At 67.0% G+C, this 17,759-nt stretch carries 19 protein-coding genes; 5 read left to right on the forward strand and 14 right to left on the reverse strand.

Going from position 1 to position 17,759, the window contains the following annotated elements:
- Positions 1-76 precede the first annotated feature (76 nt).
- Complete coding sequence (locus tag TRAD_RS16155; protein ID WP_148221263.1) at positions 77-1,453, forward strand: YopA family protein; 1,377 nt, start codon at positions 77-79, stop codon at positions 1,451-1,453.
- Positions 1,454-1,500: 47 nt separating this feature from the next.
- Here TRAD_RS16155 and trpD read toward each other — a convergent pair whose 3' ends face one another.
- The 7 genes from trpD to TRAD_RS14060 form a co-directional block, all read right to left on the reverse strand.
- Complete coding sequence (trpD, locus tag TRAD_RS14035; protein WP_013179274.1) at positions 1,501-2,556, reverse strand: anthranilate phosphoribosyltransferase; 1,056 nt, start codon at positions 2,554-2,556, stop codon at positions 1,501-1,503.
- Positions 2,553-3,395 carry a glycosyltransferase family 2 protein gene (locus TRAD_RS14040; protein ID WP_049773215.1) on the reverse strand — a complete coding sequence of 281 codons (843 nt, stop codon included), beginning with the start codon at positions 3,393-3,395 and terminating at the stop codon, positions 2,553-2,555. The genes trpD and TRAD_RS14040 overlap by 4 nt, the downstream gene beginning before the upstream one ends.
- 57 nt (positions 3,396-3,452) lie before the next feature.
- A complete protein-coding gene (locus TRAD_RS14045; RefSeq protein ID WP_013179276.1) occupies positions 3,453-4,028 on the reverse strand; it encodes an anthranilate synthase component II in 576 nt (191 codons plus the stop codon).
- Between the two features lie 108 nt (positions 4,029-4,136).
- Positions 4,137-4,511, reverse strand: a complete 375-nt coding sequence (locus TRAD_RS15815; RefSeq protein WP_148221264.1) for a four helix bundle protein — start codon at positions 4,509-4,511, stop codon at positions 4,137-4,139.
- Between the two features lie 23 nt (positions 4,512-4,534).
- Entirely contained in the window at positions 4,535-5,989 is a 1,455-nt protein-coding gene (gene trpE / locus TRAD_RS14050; RefSeq protein ID WP_013179278.1) for an anthranilate synthase component I, read from the reverse strand.
- 152 nt (positions 5,990-6,141) lie between these two features.
- Positions 6,142-6,546, reverse strand: a complete 405-nt coding sequence (locus tag TRAD_RS14055) for a type II toxin-antitoxin system VapC family toxin (protein WP_013179279.1) — start codon at positions 6,544-6,546, stop codon at positions 6,142-6,144.
- 12 nt (positions 6,547-6,558) lie between these two features.
- Positions 6,559-6,792 (reverse strand): FitA-like ribbon-helix-helix domain-containing protein, encoded by a 234-nt coding sequence (locus TRAD_RS14060; protein WP_041947326.1) that lies wholly within the window; start codon positions 6,790-6,792, stop codon positions 6,559-6,561.
- 129 nt (positions 6,793-6,921) lie between these two features.
- Between TRAD_RS14060 and TRAD_RS14065 the strand changes: the two genes are divergently transcribed.
- The gene (locus TRAD_RS14065; RefSeq protein ID WP_013179281.1) at positions 6,922-7,488 is read left to right on the forward strand and encodes a hypothetical protein; all 567 of its coding nucleotides are present in this window, start codon (positions 6,922-6,924) and stop codon (positions 7,486-7,488) included.
- A gap of 53 nt (positions 7,489-7,541) precedes the next feature.
- Here the strand turns inward: TRAD_RS14065 and TRAD_RS14070 are convergent, their stop codons facing one another.
- From TRAD_RS14070 to TRAD_RS14085, 4 genes are read right to left on the reverse strand one after another with little or no spacing between them, the layout of a single operon-like run.
- Entirely contained in the window at positions 7,542-8,189 is a 648-nt protein-coding gene (locus TRAD_RS14070) for a VOC family protein (RefSeq protein ID WP_013179282.1), read from the reverse strand.
- Between the two features lie 21 nt (positions 8,190-8,210).
- Positions 8,211-9,011: an enoyl-ACP reductase FabI gene (locus tag TRAD_RS14075; RefSeq protein WP_013179283.1), complete on the reverse strand. Its 801-nt coding sequence runs from the start codon at positions 9,009-9,011 to the stop codon at positions 8,211-8,213.
- A 23-nt stretch (positions 9,012-9,034) separates the two neighbouring features.
- A complete protein-coding gene (locus tag TRAD_RS14080) occupies positions 9,035-9,799 on the reverse strand; it encodes an SIR2 family NAD-dependent protein deacylase (protein WP_013179284.1) in 765 nt (254 codons plus the stop codon).
- Positions 9,800-9,801: 2 nt separating this feature from the next.
- Positions 9,802-11,235, reverse strand: coding sequence for a hemolysin family protein (locus tag TRAD_RS14085; protein ID WP_221401615.1), 1,434 nt, complete (start codon positions 11,233-11,235; stop codon positions 9,802-9,804).
- Between the two features lie 210 nt (positions 11,236-11,445).
- Between TRAD_RS14085 and TRAD_RS14090 the strand changes: the two genes are divergently transcribed.
- Genes TRAD_RS14090 through TRAD_RS14100 form a run of 3 tightly spaced genes read left to right on the forward strand, consistent with a single transcriptional unit; the run spans position 11,446 to position 14,246 of the window.
- A complete protein-coding gene (locus TRAD_RS14090) occupies positions 11,446-12,075 on the forward strand; it encodes a deoxynucleoside kinase (RefSeq protein ID WP_013179286.1) in 630 nt (209 codons plus the stop codon).
- The gene (locus tag TRAD_RS14095; RefSeq protein WP_013179287.1) at positions 12,075-12,707 is read left to right on the forward strand and encodes a deoxynucleoside kinase; all 633 of its coding nucleotides are present in this window, start codon (positions 12,075-12,077) and stop codon (positions 12,705-12,707) included. Before TRAD_RS14090 ends, TRAD_RS14095 begins: the two co-directional genes overlap by 1 nt.
- Before the next feature lie 24 nt (positions 12,708-12,731).
- Positions 12,732-14,246: a UDP-N-acetylmuramoyl-L-alanyl-D-glutamate--2,6-diaminopimelate ligase gene (locus TRAD_RS14100; protein ID WP_013179288.1), complete on the forward strand. Its 1,515-nt coding sequence runs from the start codon at positions 12,732-12,734 to the stop codon at positions 14,244-14,246.
- 64 nt (positions 14,247-14,310) lie between these two features.
- Here the strand turns inward: TRAD_RS14100 and TRAD_RS14105 are convergent, their stop codons facing one another.
- Genes TRAD_RS14105 through TRAD_RS14115 form a run of 3 tightly spaced genes read right to left on the reverse strand, consistent with a single transcriptional unit; the run spans position 14,311 to position 17,640 of the window.
- The gene (locus TRAD_RS14105) at positions 14,311-15,540 is read right to left on the reverse strand and encodes an alginate O-acetyltransferase (RefSeq protein ID WP_013179289.1); all 1,230 of its coding nucleotides are present in this window, start codon (positions 15,538-15,540) and stop codon (positions 14,311-14,313) included.
- A 14-nt stretch (positions 15,541-15,554) separates the two neighbouring features.
- Complete coding sequence (locus TRAD_RS14110; RefSeq protein WP_013179290.1) at positions 15,555-16,961, reverse strand: MBOAT family O-acyltransferase; 1,407 nt, start codon at positions 16,959-16,961, stop codon at positions 15,555-15,557.
- Positions 16,962-16,980: 19 nt separating this feature from the next.
- Positions 16,981-17,640, reverse strand: coding sequence for an alginate O-acetyltransferase AlgF (locus TRAD_RS14115; RefSeq protein WP_013179291.1), 660 nt, complete (start codon positions 17,638-17,640; stop codon positions 16,981-16,983).
- Positions 17,641-17,759 lie beyond the last annotated feature (119 nt).

Here is a 17,759-nt window from a genome sequence, read left to right on the forward strand (position 1 = left end):
CAGATAGACGCCCCTATAGTATACGCCCTATTCAGATCCTCTTAAATTTGAGCGCTTCGTGTATAGTACATTTACTATGTCTCATTCCGAAGATAAAGACGAGCAACAGCAGCTTGAAGACTATAAGCGTTGGATCTCAATGCTCCCTCGGCAGTTTGTTCCTTACTACGATGCGAATCCTAATGAGCCGATCATGCTCTATCAGGACGAAATGACGCTGAGAGAACGTAATGGATACGAGATCACAAGCAAAGGTACGTTATCCGCCTTTTGGTTCCCAACCCCTGGTGTCCGTTTCAAGTTGAAAGCTGATCCAAAGAATCCAGCATCATGGTTTATAGTCAGAGATCCTCTATGCAGGTTGGATGTGCCAGGTTTGAACCTCTCTGTGGACGTTTTTCTGACTAGGATGACGCCAGGCATTGCTGAAGGCTTACTCAACTCCCCTACTGTCCTTGGACCAGATAGCGACCTTGCTTACTTGCAGCTTCATATCGTCAACTTTGTTGATTACCATGGTGAAGCTATTGCTGTAACCGATACCCGAGTTCATACGGCTCAACTCACTATGGAGAATAGTGGTTGGCATCTCACAATCCAGCTAGTTAAGGACGGCAGGAAGCGTATAGAAAGGCTGAAAAAGGAGTACGGATATGCGATCACACATGTTGCGAAGCTCGAATGTAGGCACGGCAGAGCGCTAACTACTGACGAAGCCATAGAGGCAACCCATAATCTGAACAGACTTTTTTCATTCATCAAGGGTGCAGATGTTGCTTCCGTGTTAACCGTTGGCTTTGACACATCAGATAGAAAAGTCTGGGAATATTGGAATCCTCTGTTTCTTGGTGACAACGCTAAGTATCCCGAGCGCAATTGGTTTCCTCATGACCAGCCTACAGGGCTTGATCGGCTTTTTTCCGGCTACATGGACTTACAAGCCGATGAGGCATGGAGCGAAGTTATCGACTCAGCTATCACTTGGTATGTCAAGAGTTCATGTGCGACGAGCGTGGAAGTGGCTATTTTGTTTGCTCAAATGGGTCTAGAGCTGCTGAGCTGGGCGAGCTTTGTGGAAGTGGATCAGAAAATTAGTGCGAACGGCTTTGAAAAGCTTCCCAATGCCGACCGGATGACACTACTGCTTTCTACTTTGTTGATCCCAACAGCTATTCCGGATCAGCTTAAGGCGCTGCAAGCCTTTGCGCGGAGCAAAAACATGTCGTCTGGCGCAGAGGTTATCGCCCATTTGCGCAACAACATCGTGCATCCCAACCTGCGAGCGAAGATCCGTGTCCTGCCATCTGAAGCTCAGATAGAGGCTGTCAAACTCTGCCTTTGGTATCTGGAGCTATCTTTACTCAAACTCTGCGGCTACCACGGCACCTATAACAATAGACTGGATACCTCTAATCGGCATATGTGTCAGCCCGTGCCGTGGGCTGATACCTAGTCAGCATGAGTGCAATTTCAGCGGCACGGGCTCAGCCAGTCCAACCTTTACAAGTCTTCAGGTTGCCGGGTAAACGCGACGTACTCGAGCAGCTTCTCCGCCGCCGCCCCGCTCTCCAAGATCTCGTCGGCCTTCGCTACCCCCGCCTCGATGGTCGGCGCCTCGTCGGCTAAGTAGAGCGCCGCCCCGGCGTTAAGCAGCACCACGTCGCGCTTCGCCCCGTGCAGCTCGCCATTTAAGACCGCGCGGATGGTCACCGCGTTCTCCTCGGGGCTCCCCCCGGCGATCTCCGGTTTTTCGTAGTAACCCAGCCCGACGCGTGACGGGTGCACGGTGTAGGTGCGGGTTACCCCGTCGGGGCCGAGCTCGGTGACGCGCGTCTCGCCGCAGACGGTGAGCTCGTCGATGCCGTCGCCATAGACCACCAGGGCGCGCTCGACGCCGAGGCCGGCCAGCACGAGCGCCAGCGGTTCGGTGAGCTTGGGGTCGTAGACGCCCAAGAGCTGCCGGTTGGCGCCCGCGGGGTTGGTCAGGGGGCCTAGGGAGTTGAAGATGGTCCGCGCTTTTAAGTCCGCGCGGATGGGGGCGACGAACTTCATCGCGGGGTGATGGGCGCGGGCAAAGATAAAGGCGAGCCCGAGCGTCTCGATGCTCCGCGCGAGGCGCGCCGGGGAGGCCTCGAGCCGCGCCCCGAGGGCCTCTAGGACGTCTGCCGCCCCCGAGCGGCGCGTCACGGCGCGGTTGCCGTGCTTGGCGACCTTCACGCCGCCCGCCGCGAGCACGAAGAGGCTCGCGGTCGAGATGTTGAAGGTGTCGACGCCCGTGCCGCCCGTGCCGCAGGTGTCTAGCAGCGGGCCGTCCACGGCGACGGGCACCTTGACAGCCCGCGCGCGCATGGCCCGCGCAAAGCCGATGATCTCATCGACCGTCTCGCCGCGGGTGCGCAGCGCCGCCAACAGGGCCGCCGCCTGCATCTGGCTGAGGCGCCCGTCCATAAGCGCGCCCATCACCTCCTCGGCCCTGGCCTGATCGAGCGTTTTGCCGTCGAAGACGTCGCCAAGGAGCGGCGCGATGTCAAAGGGTGCGTGCGGGGCGTCGGTCACAACGTTCCTCTTTCACTAGCGGGATCTCGTTCGCTAAGAGCGCCCTCGAGGTAGGCGCGTTCATAAGCGTAGCGCTCGGGGGCCAGCGCGCGCCAGAGCGCTCCGGGCCTGAGGGCGACCCCCTTGAGGGCGAGCAGCGCGGGGTGCACCCCCAAGCGGTAGGCGAGCTCGGGGTGCTGGCGAGCGATGCGCGCCGCGTTGCGCCCCGCGCTGCGGGCCTTGTGCAGGTTGCCCCCGCGCACCGGGTTGGGGCCCAGGTGCTGCGCGCGCGCCTCCGGGAGCGCCCGAAAGGGGAGCCCGTACCGGTGCAGGGCGTAGCCCAAGAGCACGTCCTCGCCGCCATAACCCTCCAAGCGCTCGTCAAACCCCCCCACGGCCCGAAAGGCCGCCGCCGGCAGGCTCACGTTCGCCCCGTTGAGGTTCCAAAAGCTCACGCGTTTGGGCCGCCACGTCTCGACCTGACCGCTGTGCACGAACTCGAGCCCCCCTACCGCCACGCAGGGCGCCGCTTGCGCCGCGAGGTGCGCCGCGAGCGTCTCGGGGTGGGGCGAGCAGTCGTCGTCGGAGAGGTAGAGCACCGCTCCCGTGGCGGCCGCCGCACAGGCGTTGCGCGCCGCCGCGACGCTTAAGGGCACCTCAAAGCTCAGCACCGTCATCCGGTAGGGCGCTGAGGCCTCCTGAAGCGCCTCGAGCGTCCCGTCCGCGTCACCGTTGACCCCCACCACGAGCTCGAAGTGCTCGGGCGAGAGGGTCTGCGCCGCGAGCGCCCGCAGCTTCTGGAGCAAGAGCTCGCGGCGGTTGTGGGTGACGGTGATGATGCTGAGCCTTGACGGCGCCACACTAAACTCGTCCCGCGTGCTCACGTGTCACCGAACGTAGGCGCGCAAGACAAGCCCCTAGCAGCGGTCCAGAAAGTTCTTGAGCATCGCCTTACCCGTCTCGGTGAGCACGCTCTCGGGGTGAAACTGCACGCCCCACACGGGGTAGCGTTTGTGCTTAAGCCCCATGATCACCCGCTCACCCGCTTCGTCGACCCAGGCGTTGACGGCGAGCTCGTCGGGCGGGTCGCGCACGACCAGCGAGTGGTAGCGCGTCACCGTCACGGTCTCTGGCAGGCCCTCGAAGACACCCGTGCCGTCGTGCGTCACCTCGCTCGTCTTGCCGTGCATGATGCGCCGCGCCCGCTCCACCTTGGCGCCGTAGGCCGCACCGATGCTCTGATGCCCCAAGCACACCCCCAAGATGGGCGTCTGGGGGCCGTAGCGCTGGATCACCGCCACCGACTGCCCCGCCTCGGCGGGCGTGCACGGCCCCGGCGAGACGACGATGCCGTCTGGCGCCAGCGCGTCGACGTCCTCGAGGCTGAACTGGTCGTTGCGCCACACGATCGGCTCGACCCCCAGCTCGCCTAAGTACTGCACGAGGTTGTAGGTAAACGAGTCGTAGTTGTCGATGACCAGAATCCGTTTCACCGGAAACCTTTGCCAACGATCGAAGACAAGCAGCAAAAGGTAAGTACCGAGCAATGAGTCCTGAGTACCGAGTTACTGTTACTTGCGTTTAGGCACATGGCTTGACGCTCACTTTCTCCTATCGATCGACGCTCTGAGTCCCCCCAAAACCCTAGCGACTTCTTCGGCTTGTTTCATCAGCTCTTTAAACGCGCCCTGACTGAGATAACCAACGTCTTTAGCTAGGTAGAGCTGTGAACGCAATTCTGCACATGAGGCTTTGGCAATCACCACGTAACGGTGAAATTCTGCCGGACTGCTGCGTTCAAAGCCCTCCGCAACGTTTGACATGACGGATACTGCAGCCCGCTGCATTTGGCGTGCTAAGCCCACATCCCTCGCAAACTCACCTGTTTTGGTGACGAGATAAACGTTTCGGGCGAGCACTCTCGCCTTTTGCCAGGCGATGATGTCTTCAAACCGTAAAAATCCTTCACTCGGCACTCGGAACTCATCTCTCGGCACTGCTAACTTAGCCCCTCCGTCGCCAGCTCGACCGCCCGCACGAGCGCCGCGAGCTTGTTCATGCTCTCTTGGTACTCGAACTCGGGGTCGGAGTCGGCGACGACGCCGCCGCCCGCTTGCAGGTGGATCTTGCCGCCCGCAACGACCGCCGTGCGCAGCGTCAGGGCCATGTCCATGGCGCCGGAGACCGACACGTAACCGAACGCCCCCGCGTAGGGGCCGCGCCGGGTGGTCTCGAGCTCGTCGATGATCTCCATCGCGCGCACCTTGGGGGCGCCCGAAGCGGTGCCCATCGGCAGGGTCGCGGCGAGCGCGTCGAGCGGCGTCTTACCGTCGGCGAGCTCGCCCGTGACCGTCGAGACGATGTGCATGACGTGGCTGTAGCGCTCCACGCGCATAAGCTCCGAGACCTGCACGCTGCCGTAGCGGCACACCCGACCGAGGTCGTTGCGCCCTAAGTCGACGAGCATGATGTGCTCGGCGCGCTCTTTGGCGTCCGCCAGGAGTTCGCGGGCCAGGGCGTCGTCTTCGGCGGCGTCGCGGCCGCGTTTGCGGGTGCCGGCGATCGGCCGGGTCTCGACGCGCCGACCGTCGCTGCGCACCAGGCTCTCGGGGGAGGAGGCGACGAGCGTTACGGGACCCAGGTCCAGGTAACCCAGGTACGGACTCGGGTTGATCACCCGGAGCGCCCGGTAGAGGGCGAAGGGGTGCACGCCCAACTCGGCGCTGAGGCGCTGGCTCGGCACCACCTGGAAGATGTCGCCGGCGTGGATGTAACCGACCGCTTTCGCCACGGCCGCCATGTAGGCCTCTTTGGAGACGCTCGGCCGGAACTCGGTGCGCCGCCCCGCCCGGTCGCCCGGCACCCCCGGCAGCGGCCCGCGCAGCTTCGCGTAGAGGCTCTCGACGAGCTCGCGGGCGCGCGCCTCGTCGGCAGCGTTGCCGACCTCGGCGGGGGCCACCAGGAAGATGCGGCGCCTCAGGTGGTCGAAGATGACGAGCGCTTCGGGTTCGATAAAGAGCAGGTCGGGCAGCCCCAGCTCGTCGGGGTTGCTGTCGGGGAGCCTTTCGTAGGTGCGGACGAGGTCGTAGGCCGCGTATCCGACCATCCCGGCCCAGAAGTCGGGCAACTCGGGGGGCGTCTCGGCCGCGCGCACGGTGAGCTCCCACAACAGGCGCAGCGGGTCGTTGCTCTCGCGCTCCTCTGCCCCCTCGGGCGTCGAGACGCGCACCGTGCGGCCGCGCGCCTCGAGCCGCCGCCGCTCGCCGGTGCCGATAAACGAGTAGCGCGCGACGCGCTCGCCCTGTTCGACGCTCTCCAAGAGAAAGCTCGGGTGCCCGGCGACCTTGAGGTAGGCCGTCAGGGGGGTTTCGAGGTCCGCTAAGACCTCCTTATAGACGGGTTTGACGCGGGTTTCGGGGGACACGCTCGGTTGTGGCGCAGCCGTAGGGGACATCTCGCCTCTCTTTCACGGGGACTTCGAGCCGGGTTCGCGTTACGCGGACGGGGAAGGGCACGCGCTTGGGCGCCGCCATCGCCGAGGCTCGAGCCAGGAGAGAGGGGGAAACATGCGGGCAGTATACCGCACGTAGCGACGCCCGCGCCCGCCTAAACGTCCTCGCCGTAAACCTCGAGCTGCGCGCGGTGCCCCGGCGCGCGGCCCAAGCGGGCGTCGAGGGTGATGAGGGGAGCTTCAAGGATCTCGGCGAGCGCCACGTAGGTCGCGTCGTAGGCGCTGAGATTCGCCCGCAGCTCCCACACGCGCTCGGCGAGCGGCACGTGGGGGTGGCGCTCGCACCTCAGCTCGCGCAGCCGCGCAAAGGCGCGTTCGGCGCGCGCGGGGGAGATAAAGCGCTGCCGCTCGTAACGCCTCAGCGCGTGTAAGACCTCGAGATCGAAAAGCTGCGGCACGTGAAGCGTCCCTGCGCGCAAGACGCGCTCGCGCAACGGCGCGTAGGCGGGTTCGATCCGGAGCAAAAAGCTCACCCCGGCGGAGGCGTCGAGAACGATCACGAGCGGCAGCGCCTAGTCGTCGCGAAGTCGGCGGATCACGCTAGCAGGCGCCTCCTCGGGGGGTAGGGCGAGCGGCGGCTCCGCGTCGATGCGCCGCACGAGCTCCTCTAAACTCGGCGTCTCCGCCGCGATGGTGGCCTGCTCGAGCAAAAAGTCCGACAAGGTCATCCCCCGCTCCGCCGCCCGCATCTTGAGTTTGCGGTGCAGCGCTTCGGGGACGTTGCGGATCTGGATCATCTTGGACATGCTCTTCACATTAGCACATGCGGCTCGCATGCGATGTCCAACCCCCTCGACGGTGATCTTCCAGCCCGTGTCGTCGGAGATCCTCTCGCAGAGCGTTGCATCCGTCTCATCAAACGCTTAGGATGGTTTATGTTGCTCTCTTTACTCTACCCGCCGACGCTGGACATCTTTTGGCTCGGCCTCTTTTCCAGCGCGGGCCCCTTTGTCGCGGTGCTGCTTGTCCTCTTCGGCCAGCATGTCGAGAGGGGGCGGGCCCTCTTGCTGGCCAAGTGGGTAGCGCTCGCCTACCTGGCACTGGCCTTCACGGCCCGCCTCCTCAACCTGCGGCATCTCCTTCAGGGCTTCGACCTCACCGACACCCCCGTCAGCTTGGTCATTCTCGGGGGGCTCTTCTGGGCGCTTCTCGCCGCACGTAGGCTGGCTGAAAGGCCACGAGACGCCGTCCGGCAGTTCGCGGTCGCCGCTGCCGCCATACTCTTGGTGGACATCCTACGCGAGCTCATCAACCTCGTCCCCCGCAGCAGCGTGGCGCGTAGCACCGACCCGTGGCCTATGGTGATGCTGCTTCTCCTCGCGCTGCTGACGCTCTTATGCGACCGCTTTAGCCGCCAGGGTCACGCCACTATAGCGCCTTTGGTGCAACATCCCGAGGAGCAGGCACCCACCTCCACGCCAACCTCCGCCGCGCGGGGGTAATTGGCGCAGCGCCCGCATCTGCCGTGCTCGAAAGCGGACGACATGCGAAGCCCTCAAGCGTCGGGCAGCGCGCGGCAGCCCTCACGGCTATCCAGGACGAGGACGCCTTTGGGCGTCTCTAGCTTCGCGCGTAGCAGAGGGTGCTCGGCCGCGACCACGGGTACGCCAATCTCAAGGGCGGTGTAGAGCCGCGAGAGCGCTTCGTGGTGGGGATGACCCACGGAGAACTCGAGCAACCTGCACCCTTTAGGCGCCGTCTGAGCGGGGTGGTGCGCACCCCCGAAACGCACGAAAAAGGGCAGTGAAGCGCCGAACGCGTGCCCCTTTACAAAGGCCGTCTGCCACGTTACAAGGGTGCCTTCAGGCGTTCGCCTCGAGCCGCGCGTCAGCGACACCGTCAGTCCGGCTGCGATCGCCAACCGTTCGACAAGGTTCAGGTCACCGCTCACCGCAAACGCAAAGAGCCTCGGGACGAACTCGGGCGGTGCCTCCTTAGGCAAAGCAGCCCCGCTCGGATGGGTGGGATGGGGGGCGATAAGCTCGAGGTACGCCCTTTCACCCAAGGACAGCAGGCTGTTGTGCGTCCCTCCAACGCTATGCGAGCCGCCACGGGCGGGGGCTACGCCCGTCAGGTCAAAAAAGCGGCGCTCGCCCTCCTCTAAGCGCCACTCCTCCCAGAGCAGGTGGTCGAGCGCGTGCACGCGCCCCCAGTCCTGTACCCCCTACTCCTGCCCCGGCGCCTCTAAAAACATCCCCATCGCGTGGTAGCCCGCGTCCACGTAGATGGTCTCCCCCGTGACGCCGCCGCCCAAGTCGTCGGCTAGAAGCGCGAGCGCGAGCCCCGCGACCTCCTCCTGGGTGATGTTGCGCTTTAGCATCGAGAGCTTGCCGGCGACCTCGAACATACTGCTAAAACCCGAGATGCTGCGCGCCGCGACCGTGCGCAGCGGCCCCGCGCTGATCGCGTTCACGCGCACCCCCTGCGGGCCCAGGTCGTAGGCCAAAAAGCGGACGCTGGCCTCCAAGGCCGCCTTGGCGACCCCCATCATGTTGTAGTGCGGCACCACGCGCTCGGCCGCGAGGTACGAGAGCGTGACGATGCTCCCCCCCCGTTGCATCAGGGGTTGCGCCCGCCGCGCGGCCGCCACGAGCGAGTACGCGGAGACGTCTAGGGCTGTCGTCCAGTCCTCGCGTGACACCTCGTAAAAGGGGCGCTCGAAGGTCGCGGGCGGCGCGAAGGCGACGGCGTGCACCAAGAAGTCGAGGGTACCGAACTCCCGCGACAGCGCCTCAAACACGGCGTCGAGTTCGGCGTCTCGGGTGACGTCGCACTGGAGCAAGAGGGGGTCTTGCAGCCCCGCGGTGAGCTTCTCGAGCGTGCCTTTTAGCCGCTCCCCCTGGTACGAGAAGGCGAGCCGCGCCCCCGCCCCGGCCAGCTTCTCGGCGATCGCCCAACCGATGGAGCGCTGATTGGTGACGCCGAAGACGACGCCCGTCTTACCGCTTACGTCGAGGGTGTACATGGCGCTAAGCTACCACGCGCGCCCTACCCGGGCGGCGGGGTGAGCGGGCCGAGGAGCGCGTGAAGGCCCGAGACCGCGTCCTGGCGCAAGGAGAGCGTGGCGTAGGGGGTCAGGGGCGTCGGCTCGGGGTTGATCTCGACGACCACCGCGCCCCTCTGCGCGGCGAGGCGCCCCAAGCTGGCCGCCGGTTCGACCACCCCCGAGGTGCCGATGACGAGCGCCACCTCCGCGCGCGAAAAGGCCGCAGCGGCCGCTTCAAACGCCCGCTCGGGCAGATGTTCGCCGAACCACACCACGTTGGGCCGGGCGCGGCTGCCGCAGCGCGAGCAACAAGGTGGCAGCGCAAAGCCCGGGGCGAGCGCGTCCAGGTGTCCGCAGCGCTCGCAGCGGCTCTTGGTGAGGTTGCCGTGGAGCTCGAGCACGCGCCTTGAGCCCGAGCGCGCGTGCAACCCGTCGACGTTTTGCGTCACCAGGGTGAAGTCGGGAAGTTGCGCCTCGAGCCGCGCGAGGTGCAGGTGCGCGCCGTTCGGCGCGGCGGCAGCGGCCGCGTGAAAGCGCGCGGCGTACCACTCCCAGACGAGCAGCGGGTCGCGGGCGTAGGCCTGGGGGGTAGCGAGGTCTTCGGCGCGGTGCTCGCGCCAGAACCCGAGCGCCCCGCGAAAGGTCGGCAGCCCCGAGGCGGCGCTTACCCCCGCCCCCGTCAGCGCGGCGACGCGGCGCGCCCTAGCGAGGCGCGCGCGAACGGCGCCCAGCGCCGCCTCAGCGCCCCCTCCCACCGGCACCGACACCTTTAGACCTGGGTGCGCTCGCGCGGCCCCGGCTCGGCAGTGCCGGAGGTGGGGCTCGGCAGGGCGCCGCTCACGCCGAGCGCGTCGTGGAGCGAGGCGAGCACCGAGATCACCCGGCGCTCGTCCGCCTCTTCGATGGTGAAGCTGCAGGTGCCGATGTCGAGCGTTTCGCCGGGTTGCGGGATGTGGCCGAAACGGGAGATGAGAAAGCCCGCCAGGGTGTCGTACTCCCCCCCCTCACCGAGGGTGAGCTTGAGCTCGGCGCCGACCTCCTCGAGGTGCGCCGAACCTTGAATGCGGAAGACGCCCTCGTCGAGCGGCACGATGGGGGCGGCCTCCTCCTGGTCGGTCTCGTCGTAGATTTCGCCGGTGATCTCCTCGATGATGTCCTCGAGGGTGACGATCCCGGCGGTACCGCCGAACTCGTCGACGACGATGGCGATGTGGTTTTTGCGGGCGCGCATGTCGCGCAGCAGGTTGAGGATAGAGAGCGTCTCGGGAACGTACTGCGCGGGCGTCATGAGGTCGGCGACGCGGGTCGTGTGGAGCGCCTCGCTGCGGCCTAAATAGGCCAAGAGGTCGCGGGCGTAGACGGTGCCGCGCACGTTGTCGATGGTCTCGCTGTAGACGGGCAGGCGGCTGTAGCCGTGTTTGGTCACGAGCTCTAAAAGCTCCTCCAAGGTGGCGTCTTCGGAGATCGCCACGACGTCGACGCGCGGCGTCATGACCTCGCGCACGACGGTCTCCTCGAGGTCGATGATGCCGCGGATCATCTCCTGCTCATGGGCCTCGATGACCCCCGACTCCTCGGCGCTGCGGAGCATGAGGCGCAGCTCGTCTTCGGTAATCAGCGGGTTGGCGGTCGTCTCGAGGCGAAAGAGCCGCAGGATGAGGTTGGCGATAAAGGTGAAAAAGCGCCCGATGGGGTAGACGACGACCGAGAGGTAGTAGACCGGCCGGATGACGACGCGCGACAAGGGGACCGCGTTTTGCACCGCGAACGACTTCGGCGTGATCTCGCCGAAGATCAGCACGAGAAAGGTCATGAGGCCCGTGGCGTAGGCGAGCGCCAGGGACTCGCCGACCCCCAAGGGGGCGGCGAGGCGCAGCGTGATCTGCGTGACCAAAGCCGTCGCGGCGATGTTGACGAGGTTGTTGCCGATCAGCAAGGTGGTGATAAAGCGCGCGCGGTCGCGCTCCAAGAGCGCAAACGCGCCCGTGGGGTCCTGGCCCTCTTCGCGCAGCTGGCGGATCTTCCAGTGCCCGACCGCCGTGAGCGCCGTTTCGGCGCCCGACATAAAGGCCGAGAGCGCAAAGAGCAGCACGAGCAGAAGGACCTGAGTGGGGGTCACGCCGCCCTCGGTCGGGGTCACGGGGGCGGCGAAGGCGACCGCCGAGCTAGCGGCGAGCCAGACGGCGGCTACGGGGGTCAGCAAAGGGGGGAGGAAGCGACTAGATCGGGGAGGGACGTCGTCTTGAGGATCCTCAGGCATCAGTAAGCGGAGTTTAGCATAGTCACCCCTTGAAAGCGCCCGCGTCTACAACCGTGACGACTGGTTGCAACCCTCGGCGGCGCCCGAGAGGCAGCGGGGGCGCGTGGGGAGCTGCGCTGGGTATACTCGGGGGCGTGTTGGGAGGAACGCCGCGTGTCGTTTATCGCCGTTGAAGGCCCCATCGGGGCGGGGAAGACGAGTTTGAGCCGGCTGCTCGCCGAGAGCTTGGGGGCGCAGCTGGTGCTCGAGGTGGTCGAAGAGAACCCCTTTTTGGCACCCTTTTACCGCGACCCCGAGCGCTACGCCTTTAGCGCCCAGACCTTTTTTCTGCTGTCGCGCTTTAAGCAGGTGCAGGAGATGCGCCAGGGGTCGCTCTTTTTTACCCACACCGTCGCCGACTACCTCTTCGATAAGGACGTCATCTTCGCCTCGCTCAACCTGCGCGGCGACGAGTGGCGCCTCTACGAGGAGCTCTACACCCAGCTGCGCCCCAAGCTCCCCGAACCCGACCTCACCGTCTACCTGCGCGCCACCCCCGACCTGCTCTTAGAGCGCATCGCCAAACGCGCTCGCCCCTTCGAGCAGGACCTGGAGGCGGCTTACCTGCAGGCCTTGGGGGAGGCCTACGACCGCTACTTCGAGCGCTACGCGGGGCCCCTATGCGTCATTGAAGCGCGCGAGTACGACTTTGTCGAGAACGCCCGCGACCGCGAGCGGCTGCTGGGGCTGCTGCTGGGGCGCGCCCAGAGCGACCCTGAACGCGCGCAGCAAAGGGCCGTTTGATGTTCGTCGCGGTCGCCGGCAACATCGGCGCGGGCAAGTCGAGCCTGACGCGCCTGCTCGCCGAGCACTACGCGCTCGCGCCCATCTACGAGGCGGTGGACGAAAACCCCTACCTCGAGGACTTCTACCGCGACATGCGCCGCTACGCTTTTCACTCGCAGATGTTTTTCCTCGCCAAACGCCTCGAGCAGCACGCGCGCCACGTCAACCCGGGCGACCGCGTGATCCAAGACCGCACCATCTACGAAGACGCCGCGGTGTTCGCGCAGAACCTCTTCGAGGAGGGCGTCTTGGGGGCGCGCGACTTTGGCGTCTACCGCGCGATGTACGAGGCCGCCACCCAGGTGCTGCGCCCGCCCGACCTGCTCATCTACTTGCGCGCGGAGCTGCCGACGTTGCGCCGCCACATCGCGCTGCGCGGCCGCCGCTTCGAGCTCGGCATCGAAGACGCCTACTTGGAGCGCCTGAGCGCGCTCTACGAGCGCTGGTTCGCGAGCTACACGCTCTCACCCAAGGTGGTGCTCGAGGTCGGCGCGCTCGACTTCGTCCACCGCGAACGCGACCTGCAGGCGGTGCTCGCGCGCCTCGCCCCCTGGCTGGCCGAACCGGTGCTGCCGCTAACGGCGCGTTGACCTAAGACGCCTAGAAGGAGCCGCGTGAAACTCGCCCACCTCATCCGCGCCGCCCTCGGCCCCGACGCCACCTGGTCGCACCTCCCGCTGCCCGAGGTCGAGGTGCGCCGCATCGTCCAGGACACGCGGGAGCTCACGCCCAGCGACCCGGCTACCGAACCCTTCATCTTCGTCGCGCGGCGCGGCGCCGCCGTCGACGGGCACCGCTTCGCCGCGCGCGCCGTCGCGCAGGGGGCCGTCGCGGTCGTCGGCGAGGCCACGCCGGAGGAGCAGGCGAGCTTCGCGTGGCGCCACGCGGCGCCCTACATCCAGGTCCCCGACGACCGCGCGGCCCTGGCCCAGCTCGCCGCCACCCTCTACGGGCACCCCTCCAGAGCGCTCTTTACCGTAGGCGTCACGGGCACCGACGGCAAGACGACCACCGCCACGCTGCTGCACCACCTGCTGCAGGGGGACCGGCCGACGGGGCTGTTGTCGACCGCGGGGGTCCGGTTGGGGGAGGCGGAGGGGGGGCTCTTCGGGCACTTCACCACCCCCGAGGCGCCCGAGGTGCAGCGCACGCTCGCGGCGTTTGTCGCGCGCGGTCTGCGCGCCGCGGTGATCGAGTCGAGCTCGCACGGGTTCGCGCAGCGGCGGCTCGACGCCATCGACTACGACCTCGGCATCCTCACCAACCTCTCCCCCGAGCACCTCGACTTCCACGGCACCTTCGAGAACTACCGCGCGGCCAAAGCGCAGCTCATGGCGCGCGCCAGGACGAGCATCCTCAACGCCGACGACCCTAACTACGCGTACTTCGCGGCGCGCGCGCGGCGGATCATCACCTACGGGGTGGTGCGCGCCGCGACCTGGCGCGCCACCGAGGTGCGGGAGCTGCCGGGGGCGCTCGAGTGGCGCCTCACGCACGCCGGCCGCAGCTACCCCGCCCGCCTCCCCATGGTGGGGAGCTACAACGTCTACAACGCGCTCGCCGCGCTCGCCGCTGCCTGTGAAGCGGGGGTGCCCTTGGCGGGGGCGCTGGCGCGCCTCGCGACCTTTCCCGGCGTGCCGGGGCGGATGCAGGTGGTGCAAACGGCGCCCTTTGCGCTCGTGGTCGACTTCGCCCACACCCCCCCCGCCCTCGAGAAGGCCCTCGCGGCGCTCCGGCCGCAGGTTCGGGGCAAGCTGATCGTGGTCGTCGGCGCGGCGGGCGAACGCGACCCCGGCAAACGCGCACCCCTCGGCGCCGCCGCCGCGCGGGGCGCCGACCTCGCGGTCTTCACCGAGGAGGACGCGCGCTCGGAGGACCCAGAGGCGATCTTGGCGCAGCTGCGCGCGGGCGCTCAAGGGGCGGGGGGGCGCCTCGGGGAGACGTTCTGGCTCGAGCCCGACCGCCGCGCGGCCATCCGGCGGGCTGTGACGCTCGCCGAGGCGGGCGACCTCGTGCTCTTAGCGGGCAAGGGGCACGAACGGACGCTCGAGCGCCGCGACGAGACGCTCCCCTGGGACGAGGTCGCCGAGGCGCGGCGCGCGCTCGCGGAGCGGGGTCTAGGCCCCTAGCCTGCGGGCCACACACCACCAGCCACACGCCACTCGCTACCAACCACCCGCCACGAGCCCGCCCCTATGGGGTCTCCGGCAAGGGGTTGGGTACGGCGCCCGCGGCCGCCGCCTCGTCGATGAGCGCGTCGCCCTCGGGGCCGTTGGGGATGGGGAGGTAGCGCTCGGGGAACTCCCAGATGACCAGCTCGGGTGGGGTGTCGCGGAGGGTGGCGGCGTCTAAAAAGGCGTGCATCGGCGGCAGCGGGCCGAGGCCCTCGTCGGCGACGTTGAGGACGTCCGCGCCGAGGGCCTCGCGCAGCGCCCCCGCGAAGTTCCAGCGCTCCCCCGCGCTGTACGAGGTGCCGACGAGCACCACGGGGATCTCGGGGGTGTCGAAGAGCCCACCCTGCTCCCTTTCGCCGACCGCTTCGGTGGTGCGCGGCTCGAGCGTCTCCGGCGGCGGCCCGAGGTGCTGCAGGGGGCCGAGCGGGACAAAGGCCAGAAGGTCCCCCTCGAAGGGTTCGGGGGGGAGGGTGCGCGTCTCGTACGCGGCCCTAAAGAGCTCCGAGTCCTCCGGCAGCGCCGGGCGCAGCGCCGCGGCGAGCGCGCGCGCGGCGACCTGCGCGCCAAAAGGGGTCCAGTGCGTGTCGGTGCGTAAGAAGACGGGCGCCTCCGCCCTCGCCTCCAAGAGCGGCGTCAGGAGGTCGGGGGCGAGCACGCCGCGCGCTACGAGCGCCGAACGGAAGGCGTCGTAGCGCGCCGACACCTCCGCGGGTAAGCGGTAGCGCCCGAGTTTGTCGTCGTAGACGCGCGCCTTGGCGGGTACGAGCGCCAGAGCGAGCTCGGCGCCGTGCTCGGCGAGCGCCCCTTGCACCCGCACGACCTCCTCCAGGGTAGCCGCGAGCCGCGCCGCCTCCTCCGGGTAGACGGCGAACTCCTCATCGGTAAAGAGCCAGTCGTCCTCGCCGATGAGCACCCCGGGGCGCCCCTCGCCCAGGAGGGTGTACTCGAGCACCCCCCAGGTGGTGATGGCGGCCTCCCGAAAGGGCAGCGCGGCGTCTAGGTCACGCTCAAAGCGCGCCGTGCGCTCGCCGCGCCGCCACGAACCGCTCTCGGGGAACCTCAGCGCTTCGGGGGTCAAAGCGACCGCCGCCGCCCCCAGGGCGACGCAGAGCAGGAAAAAGGCGCCCGGCAGCCACCGGAGCCCTTTGGGGAGGAGCGAGGCGTCGGTGCGCGGCTCCGCCTCGGCGCTCGCCGCGCTAGCCGGCGAGGGAGGCTCTTGGACGGCTTCCAGGGGGTGATAACGCTTCATCGTGCGAGCAGCGCCTAAAACTGAAAGTAGAGAAAGGGCGAAAAGGCCTGCGCGGAGAGCCGCATCACCCCGAGGACGAAGACGGGTAGGATCGCTAGGTGCAGCGCGGCGAGCGCGCGGCCGCGGGGCGACCAGACGAGGGTGCGCCAGTAGGGGGCGAGGTAGATGAGCACAAACCCGAGAACGAGGGTGACGAGCTCGAGCCCCGAGAGCTGCACCCAAAAGGCGTCCCCGGCGACCCAGCCATTGGCCCCGAAAAGCCCCCGGTAGAGCGCCCAGGCGCTCCCAAAGTCGGCCGCGCGGAAGGTCACCCAGCCGAGCACGACAACCAGCATCGTCTTGGGGACGGCCACGAGAGCGGGCAGGGGTGCCCACAGCTTTTTACCGCCCAAAAAGCGCTCCAACGCCAGAAACCCGCCGTGCCACGCCCCCCAGACCACGAACGTCCAGGCGGCCCCGTGCCAGAGCCCCCCCAAGAGCATCACCAGGGCCAGGTTGACGTAGGTGCGCCCCGCCCCGCGGCGGTTGCCCCCCAGGGGGATGTAGAGGTAGTCGCGCAGCCAACTCGAGAGCGAGATGTGCCAGCGCGTCCAGAACTCGGTGATCGAGCGGCTGACGTAGGGGTGGTTGAAGTTCTCGCGGAAGCGAAAGCCCATCATGAGCCCCAACCCGATGGCCATGTCCGAGTAACCCGAAAAGTCGAAGTAGAGCTGCGCGGTGTAGGCCAGGGCGCCGAGCCACGCCTCGGGGGCGCTCGGGTCGGGGAGCGCGAAGACGCGGTCGGCCAGCGGCGCGACCGCGTCGGCGACGAGCACCTTTTTGCAAAACCCCACCATGAAGCGCAGCGCCCCCTCGGAGAACTTCTCCAGGGTGTGGGTGCGCGCCGCGAACTGGTCGGCGAGGTCTTTGTAGCGCAGCACGGGCCCCGCGATGAGCTGCGGGAAAAGGGCGATAAAGGCGCTTAGGTCCCAGAAGCTCCGCGCCGGGGGGGCGTCTTGGCGGTAGACGTCCACGATGTACGAGATCGCTTGGAAGATATAGAAGGAGAGCCCGATGGGCAGCACGACCTCCCAGAGCGTCAGCGGGCGCGCCCCGAGGGCGACGAGGAGGGCGTTAAAAGACGCCACCCCGAAGTTGAAATACTTGAAGTAGGCGAGCGCCGCGAGGTTGCCGGCCACCCCGAGCGCGAGGGCGGCGCGCGCGCGCCGCGGCGTGCGGGCGCGCGCGACCGCGCGCCCCGCGAAAAAGCTAAAGAGCGTGACGCCGACTAGGAGCAGGAGGAAGTCGAGGCGCCACCAGGCGTAAAAGAGGTAGCTCGCCACCAAAATGAGCGGCGAGCGGAAGCGAAACGGCAGGAGGTAGTAGAGCGCCAGAAAAAGCGGCAGGAAGAGAAACAAAAAGACGTGGGTGGAAAAGACCATGAACCGGAGCTCGGCGCGGTTACTCGAGCGTCTGCGTGGTGTTGACCTCGAAAAGCCCGCTCGGCGCGTCCGCGGGGCCGAAGACGAAGGCGCTGTAGACGCCGCCGCGCTGCAGCGCGACCTCGTCAAAGGTGGCGATCGGCACGTCCGCCTCGAACACCCCGAAGGCCGTGGTGATGGGGTTGACGTCGATGCTCGCCGACGCCCCCGGCGCGACCCCGGCGATCACCTCCGTCTCCCCGTCGGCCGTCCTTAAGTCCACGGCGGCGAGGTCCGAGAGGTTGTAGAGCGTCAGAAGCGCGCGGGCGCTGTTGTCGAGCGTCGGGTCCTCCAAGAGCAAGGCGCCCTCGTCGGTCAGTGCGACCGTGTAGAAGCGGCCCGCGCTCACCTCGAGCGTCTCCTCGAGGGCTCCGGCCAAGAGCGTGCGCTCCCCCTGGCTGACGACCTGGTACGGCGTGACGCTCCCAAAGGCGATAGCGTCAAACGTGCTCTCGCCGACCTCCGGCGTCACCTCGGCGAGGTCCTGCGCGGCGTGCACGACCCGGACAAAAGCGGCGTCGGGCGGCGGCGCCGGCGCGTAGAGCTCCTGCGCCGCCCCCTGCACCCCCCAAAGAAACGCCCAGAGCACCATCCCCACGTAGAGGGGCCGCGACGTACGTCCCAACGATGCTGTTTTCATCAGTGGCTCCTTAAACCGCTCTAAACTGGTTGACTCTAACATGCTCGCACGGGCGTGCAGAACGGAAAAGGGTGAGCCTTACGGAGCCGTTTTCTCACCATTTTCGGCCCCTTGTCTGT

This window comes from Truepera radiovictrix DSM 17093, from assembly GCF_000092425.1.
GTDB lineage: Bacteria > Deinococcota > Deinococci > Deinococcales > Trueperaceae > Truepera > Truepera radiovictrix.